General features: G+C 37.7%; 16 protein-coding genes. 5 read left to right on the forward strand and 11 right to left on the reverse strand.

What is annotated here, in order from left to right; all coding sequences use genetic code 11:
• Positions 1–155 precede the first annotated feature (155 nt).
• From CNR22_23375 to CNR22_23390, 4 genes are all read right to left on the reverse strand, one after another.
• Positions 156–740, reverse strand: a complete 585-nt coding sequence (locus tag CNR22_23375; protein ID PBQ34590.1) for a 3-methyladenine DNA glycosylase — start codon at positions 738–740, stop codon at positions 156–158.
• Between the two features lie 122 nt (positions 741–862).
• Positions 863–1,288: a hypothetical protein gene (locus CNR22_23380; protein ID PBQ34591.1), complete on the reverse strand. Its 426-nt coding sequence runs from the start codon at positions 1,286–1,288 to the stop codon at positions 863–865.
• 17 nt (positions 1,289–1,305) lie between these two features.
• The gene (locus CNR22_23385) at positions 1,306–1,716 is read right to left on the reverse strand and encodes a hypothetical protein (protein PBQ34592.1); all 411 of its coding nucleotides are present in this window, start codon (positions 1,714–1,716) and stop codon (positions 1,306–1,308) included.
• 42 nt (positions 1,717–1,758) lie between these two features.
• Positions 1,759–2,412 carry a hypothetical protein gene (locus tag CNR22_23390; GenBank protein ID PBQ34593.1) on the reverse strand — a complete coding sequence of 218 codons (654 nt, stop codon included), beginning with the start codon at positions 2,410–2,412 and terminating at the stop codon, positions 1,759–1,761.
• A gap of 244 nt (positions 2,413–2,656) precedes the next feature.
• On the opposite strand from CNR22_23390, the gene CNR22_23395 reads away from it, so the two are divergent.
• Positions 2,657–3,154, forward strand: coding sequence for a hypothetical protein (locus CNR22_23395; protein ID PBQ34594.1), 498 nt, complete (start codon positions 2,657–2,659; stop codon positions 3,152–3,154).
• A 46-nt stretch (positions 3,155–3,200) separates the two neighbouring features.
• On the opposite strand, the gene CNR22_23400 is transcribed toward CNR22_23395, so the two are convergent.
• Positions 3,201–4,322 carry an acyl-CoA desaturase gene (locus tag CNR22_23400; GenBank protein ID PBQ34595.1) on the reverse strand — a complete coding sequence of 374 codons (1,122 nt, stop codon included), beginning with the start codon at positions 4,320–4,322 and terminating at the stop codon, positions 3,201–3,203.
• A 213-nt stretch (positions 4,323–4,535) separates the two neighbouring features.
• Here CNR22_23400 and CNR22_23405 point away from each other — a divergent pair, with 213 nt between their 5' ends.
• Positions 4,536–4,952: a hypothetical protein gene (locus tag CNR22_23405; protein ID PBQ34596.1), complete on the forward strand. Its 417-nt coding sequence runs from the start codon at positions 4,536–4,538 to the stop codon at positions 4,950–4,952.
• A gap of 1 nt (position 4,953) precedes the next feature.
• Here the strand turns inward: CNR22_23405 and CNR22_23410 are convergent, their stop codons facing one another.
• The 6 genes from CNR22_23410 to CNR22_23435 all read right to left on the reverse strand — a co-directional run bounded on the left by CNR22_23410 (position 4,954) and on the right by CNR22_23435 (position 10,711).
• A complete protein-coding gene (locus CNR22_23410; GenBank protein ID PBQ34597.1) occupies positions 4,954–6,069 on the reverse strand; it encodes a hypothetical protein in 1,116 nt (371 codons plus the stop codon).
• A complete protein-coding gene (locus tag CNR22_23415) occupies positions 6,066–6,761 on the reverse strand; it encodes an SAM-dependent methyltransferase (protein ID PBQ34598.1) in 696 nt (231 codons plus the stop codon). The genes CNR22_23410 and CNR22_23415 overlap by 4 nt, the downstream gene beginning before the upstream one ends.
• Complete coding sequence (locus tag CNR22_23420) at positions 6,745–7,887, reverse strand: hypothetical protein (GenBank protein ID PBQ34599.1); 1,143 nt, start codon at positions 7,885–7,887, stop codon at positions 6,745–6,747. The genes CNR22_23415 and CNR22_23420 overlap by 17 nt, the downstream gene beginning before the upstream one ends.
• 4 nt (positions 7,888–7,891) lie before the next feature.
• Positions 7,892–8,764: a hypothetical protein gene (locus CNR22_23425; GenBank protein ID PBQ34600.1), complete on the reverse strand. Its 873-nt coding sequence runs from the start codon at positions 8,762–8,764 to the stop codon at positions 7,892–7,894.
• Positions 8,765–8,859: 95 nt separating this feature from the next.
• Entirely contained in the window at positions 8,860–9,933 is a 1,074-nt protein-coding gene (locus tag CNR22_23430; GenBank protein ID PBQ34601.1) for a hypothetical protein, read from the reverse strand.
• 223 nt (positions 9,934–10,156) lie between these two features.
• The gene (locus tag CNR22_23435) at positions 10,157–10,711 is read right to left on the reverse strand and encodes a DUF4833 domain-containing protein (protein ID PBQ34602.1); all 555 of its coding nucleotides are present in this window, start codon (positions 10,709–10,711) and stop codon (positions 10,157–10,159) included.
• 143 nt (positions 10,712–10,854) lie between these two features.
• Between CNR22_23435 and CNR22_23440 the strand changes: the two genes are divergently transcribed.
• The 3 genes from CNR22_23440 (at position 10,855) to CNR22_23450 (ending at position 13,087) form a co-directional block, all read left to right on the forward strand.
• Complete coding sequence (locus CNR22_23440) at positions 10,855–11,349, forward strand: hypothetical protein (protein ID PBQ34603.1); 495 nt, start codon at positions 10,855–10,857, stop codon at positions 11,347–11,349.
• A gap of 6 nt (positions 11,350–11,355) precedes the next feature.
• Positions 11,356–11,781: a glyoxalase gene (locus CNR22_23445; GenBank protein PBQ34604.1), complete on the forward strand. Its 426-nt coding sequence runs from the start codon at positions 11,356–11,358 to the stop codon at positions 11,779–11,781.
• A 274-nt stretch (positions 11,782–12,055) separates the two neighbouring features.
• Positions 12,056–13,087, forward strand: a complete 1,032-nt coding sequence (locus CNR22_23450) for a hypothetical protein (GenBank protein PBQ34605.1) — start codon at positions 12,056–12,058, stop codon at positions 13,085–13,087.
• Positions 13,088–13,957 lie beyond the last annotated feature (870 nt).

A 13,957-nucleotide genomic window follows, 5' to 3' on the forward strand; every position in this document is an offset into this window, starting at 1 on the left:
GATATGCTCTGGCTTAAGTCAAAGTACTATTCTTAAGTACGAACAAAAACTCACTAAGTTTATACAGTAAACCTATTTGTTATTTGTTATTTTGTGCAAGAAGCTCTTAGCTAGTAAGCCTCGGAATAGAATTCCACCTGCAGGCCTGGTAGCGCTTAATTATTAAAATCATAATTCGTGGTCCAAAAACGGTAAGGCAACTTAGCGTCTTCGCCGGCATAATCAATGCCTATGCGCGGACCTACTTTTATATCATGCTCTTTTATTTTTATTTTATCATCCTGTATCCATATTTCTTTTCCCGTTAAAGAAACATTATTGTGTATGAGATCTATACCTAATGCCTGTGAAACTTTGCCAGGGCCAACACATAAAGCCGGCGAAAATTTCTGACCACGACGTTTGACTATTTCCTCTAAGCCTTTTGTCGGATAAATAGCCCTGACTAAAATGGCATGCGGAACATCCCTGGCATTAGTAACGATATTAAAAAGGCGATGGATGCCATAACAGAGGTACACATAACTAACCCCACCTTTGCTATACATCGTTTCTGTGCGGTTCGTTCTGCGACCGCCATAGGAGTGCGACGCTTTATCAACTATGCCGGCATAGGCTTCGGTCTCTGTTATGATGCCGCAGGTTAATTTATTATTAATACGTGTGCAAAGTGTTTTACCAATAAGATCTCTGGCAAGGAAAACAACGTCAGGATTTAAATAATAGTCAGTTTTAAGCATAAATACTATTTAAAATTAGTACAAAAAGTGGTGGTGGAAAAAACACTTTAGAAACTTTGGGAAATAAAAAAGGAAGCTCTTTTCAAAGCTTCCTTGTGGTTAACTAAACACACATTAAAAAATTACGCGGCGTTCTGCCCCAATATAGAGTTGAGAATATATTTTAGATCGAAAAAGGTATAGGGTTTTTTAAAAAAACCGGTAGCTCCCAGTTCTATGGCTTTATTCTTAAAAAGCTCTGATTCGTAGGATGAAAATAAATAAATAGGGATATCATTAAATGCTCTGTGCTTCCTGATTTCTTTCAGATCTTCAAGCCAGAAAAAATCTGCTTTTACATTAGCTATAATAAGATCGGGAACTTCCTGCCTGTTTAAATCAAGATATACCTGATCTTTTAAAAGAAATTCTACAACCTGGCGACCTGTGTGCAACACGTCTACATTTATAGTGAGATCTATTTCTGCAATGGCATTTTGTAATAAGAACTGGTCGCCCGGATCATCTTCTACTATAAGCACTGAATACTTTTTTTCAGAATTCATCATTTGTTACTTTTTTTTATTTATGCTAACCAGGTGCTGTTCAGCGATCCCACAATATTCACCAAATCCTGAGCCCCGAAAGGCTTTGAATAATAATGGTCGCCACCCTGTTTAACAAAATCGGTTTTTTGAAACGTGTTAGAACTGTTGGTTAAAAATACGATAGGCACTCGTTCAAGACCATCTGCTCTCTTAATTAATTCAATTGTACTTTTGCCTGAAACGCTTAACATGTTCTGATCAAGAAAGATGAGATGCGGAAGCGCCGAACAATTATTGAAATATTGCAATGCTTCATCATCGTTGTAAACTGAATCTACAATAGCGTTTGGTACAACACTGTGAATTACTTTTCTTAAAAAAGTATGGTCTGTTTTGTCGTTTTCTACAATGGTTATGTAAAAAATTATATTTTTTGAAAGAGTGCTCATAGTTGGGTTACCTGATAGCTATCAAAATGTTACTGATTTAATTTAGTTAACTTCCATTTTAGTGAGATAATCAAGAAGGTCATTTTCAAGACGACGCAATCTTAAAGACTTTGGATGATACGAACGGAAGCTGTATTCAGGAAGTTCAGGGTGAATTAAACGGCAGAATTGTTTTACATTCCAATCGCCTATAGCTTCAAATTGCACACCTTCAAACACTTTCTTTAAGCGCATGTCAAAATCCGGGCCTGTAAAAAATAAACATACTTTCGGATTAATTATTTTAATCTCATCTAAAAGAATTTTATCTACTGAAGAAATAACTTTTTCGTACTTGCCGTAAGATTTGCCACCGTAAAGATCAAACTTACTCAGGTTAGTCCAGGCGCAGGAATGAGGTTCATTACCTAAGGCATTTTCCACCTTACGTGTTACATTCCAAAAAGTGGTAGAATCAAAACCTTTTCCTACTTCAAATTCCTCGTAAGTGTCCATTTGCTTCTGAATCTCATCAACGTGATAAGTCCAGCCGTTGGTTTCTTGTCCAACTATTAATAAAGGTTTCTTTTGTTTGCGGTAGTGTTGTGCAGGCGACATAAGGAAAGGTCCGGCAAGATCATCTCCCGGAAAAGTTCCTATTACATTTTTAAAATTAAGTTGTCTGTCCTGGTAAAGTTTTAGTAATTCTTCTTTCATGCCTGTGTGATTTAGCTTAGTTTTTTATAAAAAAGGACATTGTTTCTTCTATGACGGAAAAAGCGGTGCTTACCCCCAAAAAGAATTATGATCAAAATCAATTATTTTTTCAAAGGGCCCCCTACGCTATTGCCGAAAAAATTTAAGAAACTCTGAATCAGATGATTAGTAAGTGACTATTAAACTGGAAATTTAACCAACTCTTGTAAAAAATAATTCCGTAGGTTTAGATCAAAATAAAAACATGACGCTAAACACTGTAAAATCTTTGAAATTTGTTTTTTATTCCACTTTACTTTTTACATTAGTTGAGTGTAATCAGCAAACGCATGAAAGTGAAACGGAAGTCGGCACCGGAAGTCCTAAAGATATTCTTGAAGGAGTGATAGCCGAACCGGAGGATATTGTTTATGATCTAACATACATGGACACATTGCCCTGTAAAGATTGCGGCGGTATTAAAACCACTCTTAGACTTTCTACAAGCTCTAATAAATTCAGCCTCAAAGAAGAATTCTTAAAAACGGAAATCGCTCCAAATATCCAGCTGGGTAATTTTAATACGGAACGAGGCTTTGAAAAAGATGAAAACGCTACAGTTTATATTTTAAATGACGAGCTTCCTGACAGTGAACATCAGTATTTCGTAAGAGAAAGCGGAAAAGAAACCCTGCTAAAGCTTGACAATGAGAGGAAAAGAACCAACCCTACTCATTTTGTTTTAACCCAGGTTTCGGAATAAAAAAAACCGTCACTTGAGGGTGACGGTTCAAATAGTTTTAAATTTATTACATCGCAGCTAAATCCAGCTCGAAAGTATAACCAAACTTTTTCAGCATACGTAAATGCGAACTTAAAGCCTCTTTCATAGTATGTGAACACAAGTAGGGCACATCAAATTCAGCGGCTGTTTGTTCTACAATTTTTGAAATCTCAGGATAATGCACGTGGCAAATATTGGGAAACAAATGGTGTTCTACCTGGTAATTTAAGCCTCCCACGTACCATGACAATAATTTGTTTTCGCGCGCGAAGTTTACCGTAGTATTCATCTGATGCATTGCCCAGTCGTTCTCTACAATGTTAGCGCTGTTTGGTAAAGGAAAGTCTGCCTCTAAAACTGAATGTGCAAGTTGAAATACTACGCCCAGAATAAGCCCACCGATGGCGTGCATAATTAAAAAGCCTCCAATAATAAGCCCAAAAGAATATTCCTGCAAAGCTAAAGGAAGTACCAGCATGTACCCTACATAAAAGAGTTTCAGTGCGATCATGCTCCAGAAATAAAATTTATTTTCTTTCTCGCTGTAACGGTTTACGCCATTTTTACGGTATTTAAAATACTGGATCACATCTTTTGCCAGCACCCAGTAAAGGGTAAGAATCGAATAAAAGAAAAATACATACAAGAATTGGAACTTGTGGAACTTGCGGGCTTCTGAATGTGGTGAAAAACGAAGTACTAATTTTTCTTCGATATCGTCATCCATGCCATGAATATTTGTGTAAGTATGATGTAATACATTGTGCTGCATTTTCCAGTTAAAGACCATGCCCCCCATTAAATTTAAAGTATACCCTAACCACTTATTTACAGTTTGGTTTTTAGAATAAGCGCCATGGTTTGCATCGTGCATCACCGACATACCTATTCCCGCTTTTGCAAAGCCCATTATAGCGTAAAGACTTAACACGGCCCAGGGTTTCAGATGAAAGATTACCATTAAGGCGAGTGGCAGAAAAAAGGCCGACAATAAAATGATTGTCTTCATCACCATAGTTGCATTGGCATTCCTGGAAATGTTATTTTCCTTAAAATGGGCACTAACCCGTTTCTGTAATGTTGGGAAAAACGCTGATTTGTCCGCTGGAACAAACCGAGGATAGATTTTTTGTCCGTCTTTAGTCATAGTTTTTTACTTAGCACTCCAAAATACACCAAATTATGGAGATTACAAATTAATTTCGCCTAGAACTCAGTCTTTACGAGGTTTTCAAGGAATTAAAATGACGAACGCCGTTTAATTTTAACAAAATGCATGTACCAGGGTAGATGCAGCTAGTTAAATAAAATTTATATTTGATCGCTCTCTGCACTAATAGACCTCTTTTCAATAAAAATTATGGAAACAGCGCTTAAAAATTTGTATTACGCTTTAGGTGAAGCCTGTTATGCGGTTGCAATGGCGGATGGCGAAGTTCAGGTAGAAGAAAGAATACGACTGACAGAGATCCTTAAAAAGGAATTCAGCCAAAGTGCTGCAAAAGATATTGTTGAAACTGAAATTATTTTTGCGCTTTTAAATAAAGAACGCACAGATGCCGGTACTGCTATGGATTGGGCGATTAATGAAATAAAAACAAACTCACATTATTTCAGTACCGACTTAAAATGTCATTTCATTAGCACAATGATTAAGGTTGCAGATAGTTCTAAGTCTGTAGGTAGTGAGGAAAAAGCAATGTTGATGCGTTTTATAAACGAGGTGATCGATATTCACGAAGACAAGCTGTTGAGCCCGCCCACAGCAGATAAATAGACTAAAATGGTTTGCCGTGAGTCAGGCGGATAATTCTGCGAGCAAGTGAAGGTATAACCTGGAAGAGTCGGATAGTTATATTGGTTAAAGAGGAGTATTCAGACAATTTTTGAAAATGCCGGCTAAGTTTGATGCGCATGGCAAATTCCTTCTTCCAGAAATCAGAATAGCTTTTATCCAATTTATCTTTCGTGATGTTTCCAGAAAAATAATCGTCCAGCAGATTTGCTAAAACAAATGCCGAACGCAGTCCCATACTCATTCCGTTTCCGGTTACAGGCGCAATACTGCCAGCTGAATCTCCCAGGAAAAACTGCTCGGTAGTTAAGGGTTCTTTTATAAGAAAATTGATGCCGCTTACCGTGACAGGCTCTCTGAACAAAAAATCAGCATCTGTAAATATTTTTTTAAGGTTTACATTTTGCGAAAGTATTTTCTTTTCTAATTCAGGTATAGACTTATTCACTGCGTTTAACTCTTTAGCATTCACGATGTAACACAAGCAGGACTTATCTTCTTCAATAGCGGAGATGCCACAATATCCCCCAGGAAAATTATGGATTTCTATCAACCCGGCATCGCGTTTTAGTTTAATGTGGTATTTTATCCCAACATAATTTGTGCCCGTTTGCTTCTGCCCTCTTTCCGTCATTTCGAGATTTGAGCGACGGCCGCTGGCATTGCAGATTATTTTCGAACGTATTGTTTCTGATTTTGTTACTACCGAACAAATACCAGCTTCTGAGGCTGCAATTGACTGGGCTTTAGTGTCTAGTAAAAAAATTACCCCAGCTTTTTTTGCTTCTTCGTACAGAAGTTCTTCCAGCAGATAACGGCTTATACCAAATCCACCAGATCCTAAAGGAGTTTTAAAATCTCTTAAACCGGTAGAGGTGATCCTGAAATTTTTAATGAGGGGTAAATTTAATCCAGATAAAGCCGGGCAAAGTGAAAGCAAATATCTGTGCGACTCCATTGAAATATATTCTCCGCAAACTTTTTGTCTGGGATACGAGCCTTTTTCAATGAGTACGATAGTATACCCTCTTTTTTTAAGATCCAGCGATAAGGCCAATCCTGCCAGTCCTCCACCTATTATAACAACATCGTGTATCATGATTTTGCTATGATGATGTAACGGAAGGCCCAGCTCCAGGTAACTGAATAGTCTTTAAAGCCGCTTTGTTTTAGTAAATCAAGAAGTTCATTTTTTCTAAAACCCCTTGTAACAGAAACCGCGGCATCATTTTTCACAAGGTAAGATTTCGAAAACAAAGCTGTTAACCATTTAATGCTATAATAAGCCAGAACGTTGCGATGAAGATCGTTGGCAAGAATCATACATTTGTTTTCGCGGGCAAAATGAAAGAGCCCGATAATTTCATCGTTTGTTAAATGGTGTAGAAATAAACTGCAATGAATAAGATCGATGTCATTTAATAATTCTTTAGAGATATTCCTGTAATCGTTGCAGATAAGTTTTTTGTTGGCTAAGGCCGAAAGATTTTCCTCAGCGTAATTAACGCAGTCTTGTTTCAGATCAACCCCGTAAAAAAAAACATCGTTTTTCTTTTTTTTAGCCAGGATTGCAAGTTGTTTGATAGAATCGCCGCCACCAAAGCCAATGTCCATAAGGGTTTTAACTTTGTTTTCTCTGATAAGTCTTATAAAACCCTTTCGCGAAGCAATATAACCGCCCAAATGCTTATTGATAAAATCGAGTTCCTTCAAATTCTGATAAAGATCTTTTGTGGCAATTGCATCGCCATCAAGCAACTCTTTTTGATTTGATCTATACTTCAAATGCATGATCTTCTACAAGTGAATTTGCAATAAGAGAATTTACGGCCGAAAAACGTAACATTTCAATATTAATTCCCGGACCAAAAGCACAACAAAAAATATTCTTTGTTTCTTCGGGAGGGCCGTTTTTTATTTTATCGAAAATACTACTTAAAATGAATAGTATAGTGGGAGAAGACATATTCCCGTAATTTTTTAAAACGTTCAGAGAATCTTCTACATTGGCTTCGCTTAAATTAAGCCTGTCGCTCACGGCTTCAACGATTTTTACACCGCCCGGATGAATGGCCCAGAAATCTATTTCATGGATCTGGCTTTTTAGAAAATCAGTTACTACCGGTAAAATATTTTCTTTGATAGTAGTCGCTATATTTTTGCTCAAATGCATTTTAAAATGAGTCGGGCTGACATTCCAGGTCATTAAATCGAATGTATTTGGAATATAAGCTGAACCTAAGTCTTCTAATCTTAAAACCGTTTTATTTTCCAGGTGTTTATTTTTGTCGCCACAAACAATGGCGGCAGAAGCTCCGTCGGCAAACAACAAATTTGCCACTATGTCTTCGTCCACATCAGAAGGGTAAAAATGCAGAGAACATAATTCTGCGCAAATGATCAATACGCAAGCGTTCGGTTCTGCCTGGGCAATGTAATGGGCTTGTTTCAGGGCTTTGATGGCTGCGTAACATCCAAGAAAATTTAAACCTACTTTTTCAGTATGTTGCAAACCATAATGTTCTGCCAGTTGAAATTCAATACCTGGTGCAGTTAGTCCGGTACAACTTACCGTTATAAAATGTGTAATATCCGAAGGATCTAATTTTGTGTCCTTTAAAACTTTGTCTATCGCCTGCGTTGCCAGAGGAATAACATGTTTTGTGTAAACCTCCATACGTTTGTCTACAGAAGGAATTTCAGTACCATTTTCAAAAAGTTCAAAAGCATTACCTTTAAAATCGGGAATGCAGGAGTAACGCTTTTCGATTTTCGTTTTAAGGCTTATGAAATTTAATTTGTGGGAAAATGAAGCAGGATCTGATGGATTAAGAGCTTTTGCATAAAATCTTAAAAAATCATCTTTATCAGCTGAATGCTGAGGAACGGCTGTTGATATGGAGAGTATGGCGGACATAAGATCAGTTTAGTAATAACACGAAAAAATAAATATTGTTTAGCATGGATGACAGTACCAGCATAATCATGGTATTTTTAAAATTAACATGCACGGTATCTCTAAAAGACCGCAAAGCCCAAATAAGAAAAAATAACGTGGAGGGCAGCATCACAATATTAAATAACCAAAAATTAGTGAGATTATTTTGAAGGTAGAAAGATGAATAGATCAACAAACTGGCTATTGAAAACATAACTACCGAAAAAACAAAGGTCCCTCTCATTCCCAGAACAATGCTAAGAGTTGTAACACCTTCGTTTTTATCGGCCTGGTGCTGATAGATTTGTGTGATGGGATAAATGGTTCCGATTAAGAAAGAAGAAGCTATAGCGGAAAGTAGCACAGGTGTGTGATTGAGTAACCCTGGTTCAGACAAAGCAAAAATATTAGCGCAAAAAATCCAGAAGCCCTGGAACACAAATACTACCAGGAAACCATAAACAGGATATTTTTTTAGCCGAACAGTTTTGTTACTGTATAAACGGGAAGCGATAATATAAACGAGAACAAAAAAGGTGAAACTAAAGCTAATAAAAAGAGAGAGAAGAGCTGCCAGGCCATCCATAAAGTTGACACTGGTTAACAGCGCTTTTGTTGGTTTTGGAGGTCTGGCAAGTCCACCAATCGGACCTTCATCGGCATCGTTATAACTGTTATAACCATTGCTTGCTGGAAAAACAAGTACATGCCAGATAAAAATCACAAGCCAAAAGGAAAAATTAAAGTCAGGCTGGATATAAAAAAAAGAAAAGAGTGAAACAGGCAACAAAAACACAGAAAATGGAAATCTCAGAAGCTTAAGTGTATTTCTTATCTCTTTAAAATCTTCTTGCATAGTGTTGGTATAAAGATAGCCTTTTTAAAACTCAGACTTCCCTGTTTTCATGCAAATTTGAGACCAACTACGGCCCTCAAAACTAAGTGGATTTCTCAGGAACGTACTTTCAGGAAAAAGACTTTTTTTTGCGAATTACTTTCAAGTTTTAAGGTATAATTTCCATTTGGCAGCAGAAATAAATCAATCTGCTGACCATTTACCACATTTGCAGAAGTATAAACTACTTCTTTTGCTTTATTTGTTATTGTTAAAGAAGGATTAGTAGACCGTTTGGCGTTACAAGCTATATATAATTTGCTGCTCACAGGATTCGGATAAATATAAATATCGGTGAATAAACTTTCATTTTCCTGCACACTTAAAATTAAAGCCGGAATAAGTGACTGTCCATAACTCCCCATATACTCAACCGAACAATCTGAGTATACCCTGAATTTCCAGAAACGGCGCTGTTCGCATCCTGTAGAACATTCCTGCCATCCATAGGAATAAGTTAATTCGGTATATTTTGAATTTACAGAATCGGTAATGTCATTCCCATCACCATACATAAATTCAGATTCTGCGGCCTTTACCCCCAGTGCTGACTTTAATTTTCTTGCCAAAGGAACAAGATTACTATTGGTATCTGTTCTGAACACAACCATGTTTGGTTGCATGAGCCCGGAATAAAAATGTTTTTCAAGGCCGTATTTCTGCATCATTTTATCAATGGTGTAATCGCGCGTTGGCAAAATGTTGTAACGCAGATTTGTCATCCATACTAAATTAGAATCGGCCATAACTATCAAAGAATTTAAACCTGGATTGTAGGTGTGAATATTTAATAATCTGGTTATGGTATCAACCGCGGAAAGCGCTGTAGCATTGTTTACCGCAACCAATGCCTTTAGGTATTTTTCGCTAAGCTGCTTGTCTATGGTAACACTGTCTTTGTACGAAGAACCAATGTGATTTACCCTTCGAATCGCCATCCGGTCAGCATCGTTTTTGTAAAGTTTTAATGCAGTGGAGGTGGCATTGCATTTTGAAATAACAGTCTGGGAAAAGGAGTTAAGAGGTAAAAAAATTAGTAGAATAAAGGCGTTAAGTTTCACGGGCAATCGGATAGTAGTGTTTAAATATACAAATTGTTCCTTTTGATTACTGCTAACAAAGCGCTGCATTTTGCAAGAATAGCTATGTTTGACACTGATTTATTGATTTTAATTACATTATGTGTTTAAAATTGAAAAAAGGAAATTCGTAACGATCTCAAAGCCTAAAGTTAACCAGGTTAAATTATCCAGGCAGGCAATTAGTGAGTTTTCATCGTGATTTACCAGGAGTGACTTCATGGCCCTTATTTTCTTAGCTTATATCTGCACCATCCGGAAAAAAGAACCAAATCTATTTCACTATTATTTTCTCGGTGATTATTTTTTCAGATTGAGGTTCATGGCCGGCTAACTCAACATAAGAAACTGTCGGCTGCATGTAGGTTCCGCCAATTATATTTACGAAGATTCTGCTAAGAATAACTGATTTTCCTTTAATGTTTGCATGCACGTGATACTGTTTGGTTTTAATATCCCTTTTAAGGTAAAATTTTATTTTTTTATTGGAAACCAGTGAAATCGCGTAAATTTTATTTGGTTCATCAATAAGTTCTGATTCAATACCATAAGCAAATTTACTTTGCAGAAACGTCAGCGAACTTCTTTTAGCTTCATTGTCAAAATCAATCCAGTAAGTTTTAATTGGATTTTTAGCATTGAGTTCGCCATCTGGCTCCAGATTCACCTCATAAATGACTGTGTTTCTATCTACTGTTCTCTGAAGATAGAACAACATGTTTTTTGTGGGTGCCGGTTCAGGAAATGGTCCGTAAAAGGGAGTGATTTTTTGAGCGCGTGAAAAAATACTCGTCAAAAAAAACATAAGTACTATGAGAACTCTTCGCATGCACTGCAAGTTTACAAAAATAATTGCAGTCTAAGCCCTAAGAAGATTGCTGATCTATTTATTAGCGATAAAATTTAGAATTCTTAGCGCTGAAATTTAAATTCAGTAAATTTTTTTTGTCAAAAAAACATTATCTTGTTTGAATGAATGAAGTAGAAAAATATTTTTATGCAGAGAAAAATTTCTGCTTGTTCGGAATTATTTTTGGGTTTACTTGTTTACTGGCCGCTGCTTATTTTTTAATCAAGATAAAACACCCTTTTTTCAATGGAATGGCCTATCCATTTGTTTTTTTAGGGGGCATATTTCTGGCTGTTTGCGGAAGTGTTTACCTGCGATCTTCCAAAGACATTAGCCGCGTTAACACTTATGTACAAACCTACACGGAGGGTTTAAAAAAAGAAGAACTTCCACGGATGCAAAGGGTACTCGCTGGTTTTAAAGTTATTATTGGTATCGAAATTGCCCTGGTAATAACAAGCGCGTTTCTCGTTTTCATGGTAAGATCTAATTCTTTTGTTAAAGGAATTTTTACCGCTTTGCTTATTTTTAGTCCTTTTCTTTTACTCTTCGACGTATTAGCAAAAAGCAGGGCAAAAGTTTATCTGGAATATCTAAACATCTTAACTAGAAATTAAAATTACATGAGACAAAATTTAAATATCATAACACTGGGAGTGAATGACTTTGAGAAATCAGTTCACTTTTATGAAACAGGGTTGGGTTGGAAAAAATCTTCTGCGAGCCAGGATAACATAGCGTTTTTTTCTTTAGGCGGAATCATTTTGGGCATCTATCCTCGCAAAGAACTTGCAGAAGACATTACCATCCATCCGGAAGGCAGCGGTTTCTCGGGAATAACATTAGCCTATAATACCAAAGATGAAAAGGAAGTAGATGACGTGCTAAAGGAAGTTGAAAAATTAGGTGCTACCATTATTAAGCCAGCACAGAAAGTATTCTGGGGCGGATACAGTGGGTATTTTAAAGATCTGGACGGCCATATTTTTGAAGTGGCGTTCAATCCATTCTGGGAGTTTGACGAGAAAGACAATCTGATATTGCCATAGATGGATGTGCAGCAACGGCGAATCGCTGAAACTGGCTATTAGGATCCTAAGGCCAAAAAATTGCGTCGTAAGGGTTCTGGGCAGATATCGCGCTCATCTTACACTCCTAACTGTGATCGGGACGGAATTACAACTGCAAATAGTTTGAAGCCACAGATTGCGAAATTTTACGGATTTCTTGCACAATAATTGGAGTGATGGAATAACAGGTGATCAATGAATTCGTTCCCCCTCGATTTAAAAAATTATTTTTTCTTTTTATGTTTGCATTTTTATGCGTTATGCTTTTTTGATATTTTTTGTTTGCTCACTGGGGTTAAATGCTTTTGCACAGCAGAAGCAGAAGAAAGATTCTAAAGGTGAAACGGAAGCCGCAGATAAAAAGAAACGCGAAAAACTGCCGCCAGAAAATATTGAATTTTTCCCAAAGAATTTCTTAGTGAAGGTACGTTACAGTTATCCTTTAATGTCTATTAATGTGTCCAATCGCAGAGATGGAAAAGGAAGTAAATTCATGTATCTGCCCGCTATGCCTGGCGTGGTGGGACTGTCGCTAAAAATTAAAAAAGTCTATATTTCATTTGGTGTGCAGTTACCAGCCAGCGACGCTCTTAAAAAAAAGTATGGTTATTCTAAATTCAGGAACATTGCTTTAAATATTCGTGGACGTGTTGTGCAGTGGGGTATGTTTTACAGAGATTACAAAGGATTTTATTTAAAAAATTATCAGAGTTATTACCCGTATTGGAACAAGGATTCGTTGGGATATCCAAAGACAAAAGGATTGAGAATTCTTGAGACTGGTTTGAATTTTAATTTCACATTCAATAAAAGATTTTCTTTGAACGCCGCTCTTTCTCAGGGCGAAAGGCAGAAAAAGAGTGCGGGTTCCTTTATGCTGGGCTTCTCTGAACGTTATCAATGGTTGCATGCGGACACTAGTTTTGTTCCGCCGGGACAAGGGGACTTCTACCCTAACCTGGATAAATTAAAATATGGGAATTTCTTAACAACCATTATTTCTTCGGGTTATGGTTACCAGATTGTAGTGAAAAAATTTCATTGCACTCCGCACGTGATGTTGGGAACTGGAATTCAATTTCAAAGCTACAGGCAAATCGGTGAAAGGCATTTGCGTGTGAATATTCCTACTTATGCCAGCGGGGGATTACAACTAGGTTATAATGGAGATCATTTTTTCTTCAATACTATTTATCAGTCTGAATTTAATACTATACCCATAAAAGAATCCCGAATACGTCTTTTTCAAAATCGGTTTGAAATAGGGGTTGGAATGCGGTTTTAGGGTCTCGACTACGCTCGACCTGACATGTCACCTGCTACACACCTATCCGCAATCGCGCTCAAAGAGTCCTAACTCTTTTGCCCTGTACGACCTGACATGTCACCTGCTACACACCTATCGCACGATCGGGCTCAAAGAGTCGTAACTCTTTTGCTCGACCTGACATGTCACCTGCTACACACCTATCGCACGATCGGGCTCAAAGAGTCCTAACTCTTTTGCCCTGTACGACCTGACATGTCACCTGCTACACACCTATCGCACGATCGGGCTAAAAGAGTCGTAACTCTTTTGCCCGACCTGACATTTCACTGCTAGAAAACTATCGCACGATCGGGTTCAAAGAGTCCTAACTCTTTTGCCCTGTACGACCTGACATGTCACCTGCTACACACCTATCGCACGATCGGGCTTAAAGAGTCGTAACTCTTTTGCCCGACCTGACATTTCACTGCTAGAAAACTATCGCACGATCGGGTTCAAAGAGTCCTAACTCTTTTGCCCTGTACGAGGTGACATTCACCTGCTACACACCTATCCACAAGCGGACTCAAAGAGTCCTAACTCTTTTGCCCTGTGAGCTGACATTCACCTGCTACACACCTATCCACAAGCGGGCTTAAAGAGTCCTAACTCTTTTGCCCTGTGAGCTGACATTCACCTGCTACACACCTATCCACAAGCGGGCTCAAAGAGTCCTAACTCTTTTGCCCGACCTGACATTTCACTGCTAGAAAACTATCGCACAATCGGGTTCAAAGAGTCGTAACTCTTTTGCCCTGTACGAGCTGAGATTCTTTTAATGGCAACTGGAGCGCAAGAAATGAATTTGGCTATCTATACTCTGTAACCCGACATTGCAACTGTGAT

The organism is Sphingobacteriaceae bacterium, from assembly GCA_002319075.1.
In the GTDB taxonomy this organism is placed as follows: domain Bacteria; phylum Bacteroidota; class Bacteroidia; order B-17B0; family Aurantibacillaceae; genus Aurantibacillus.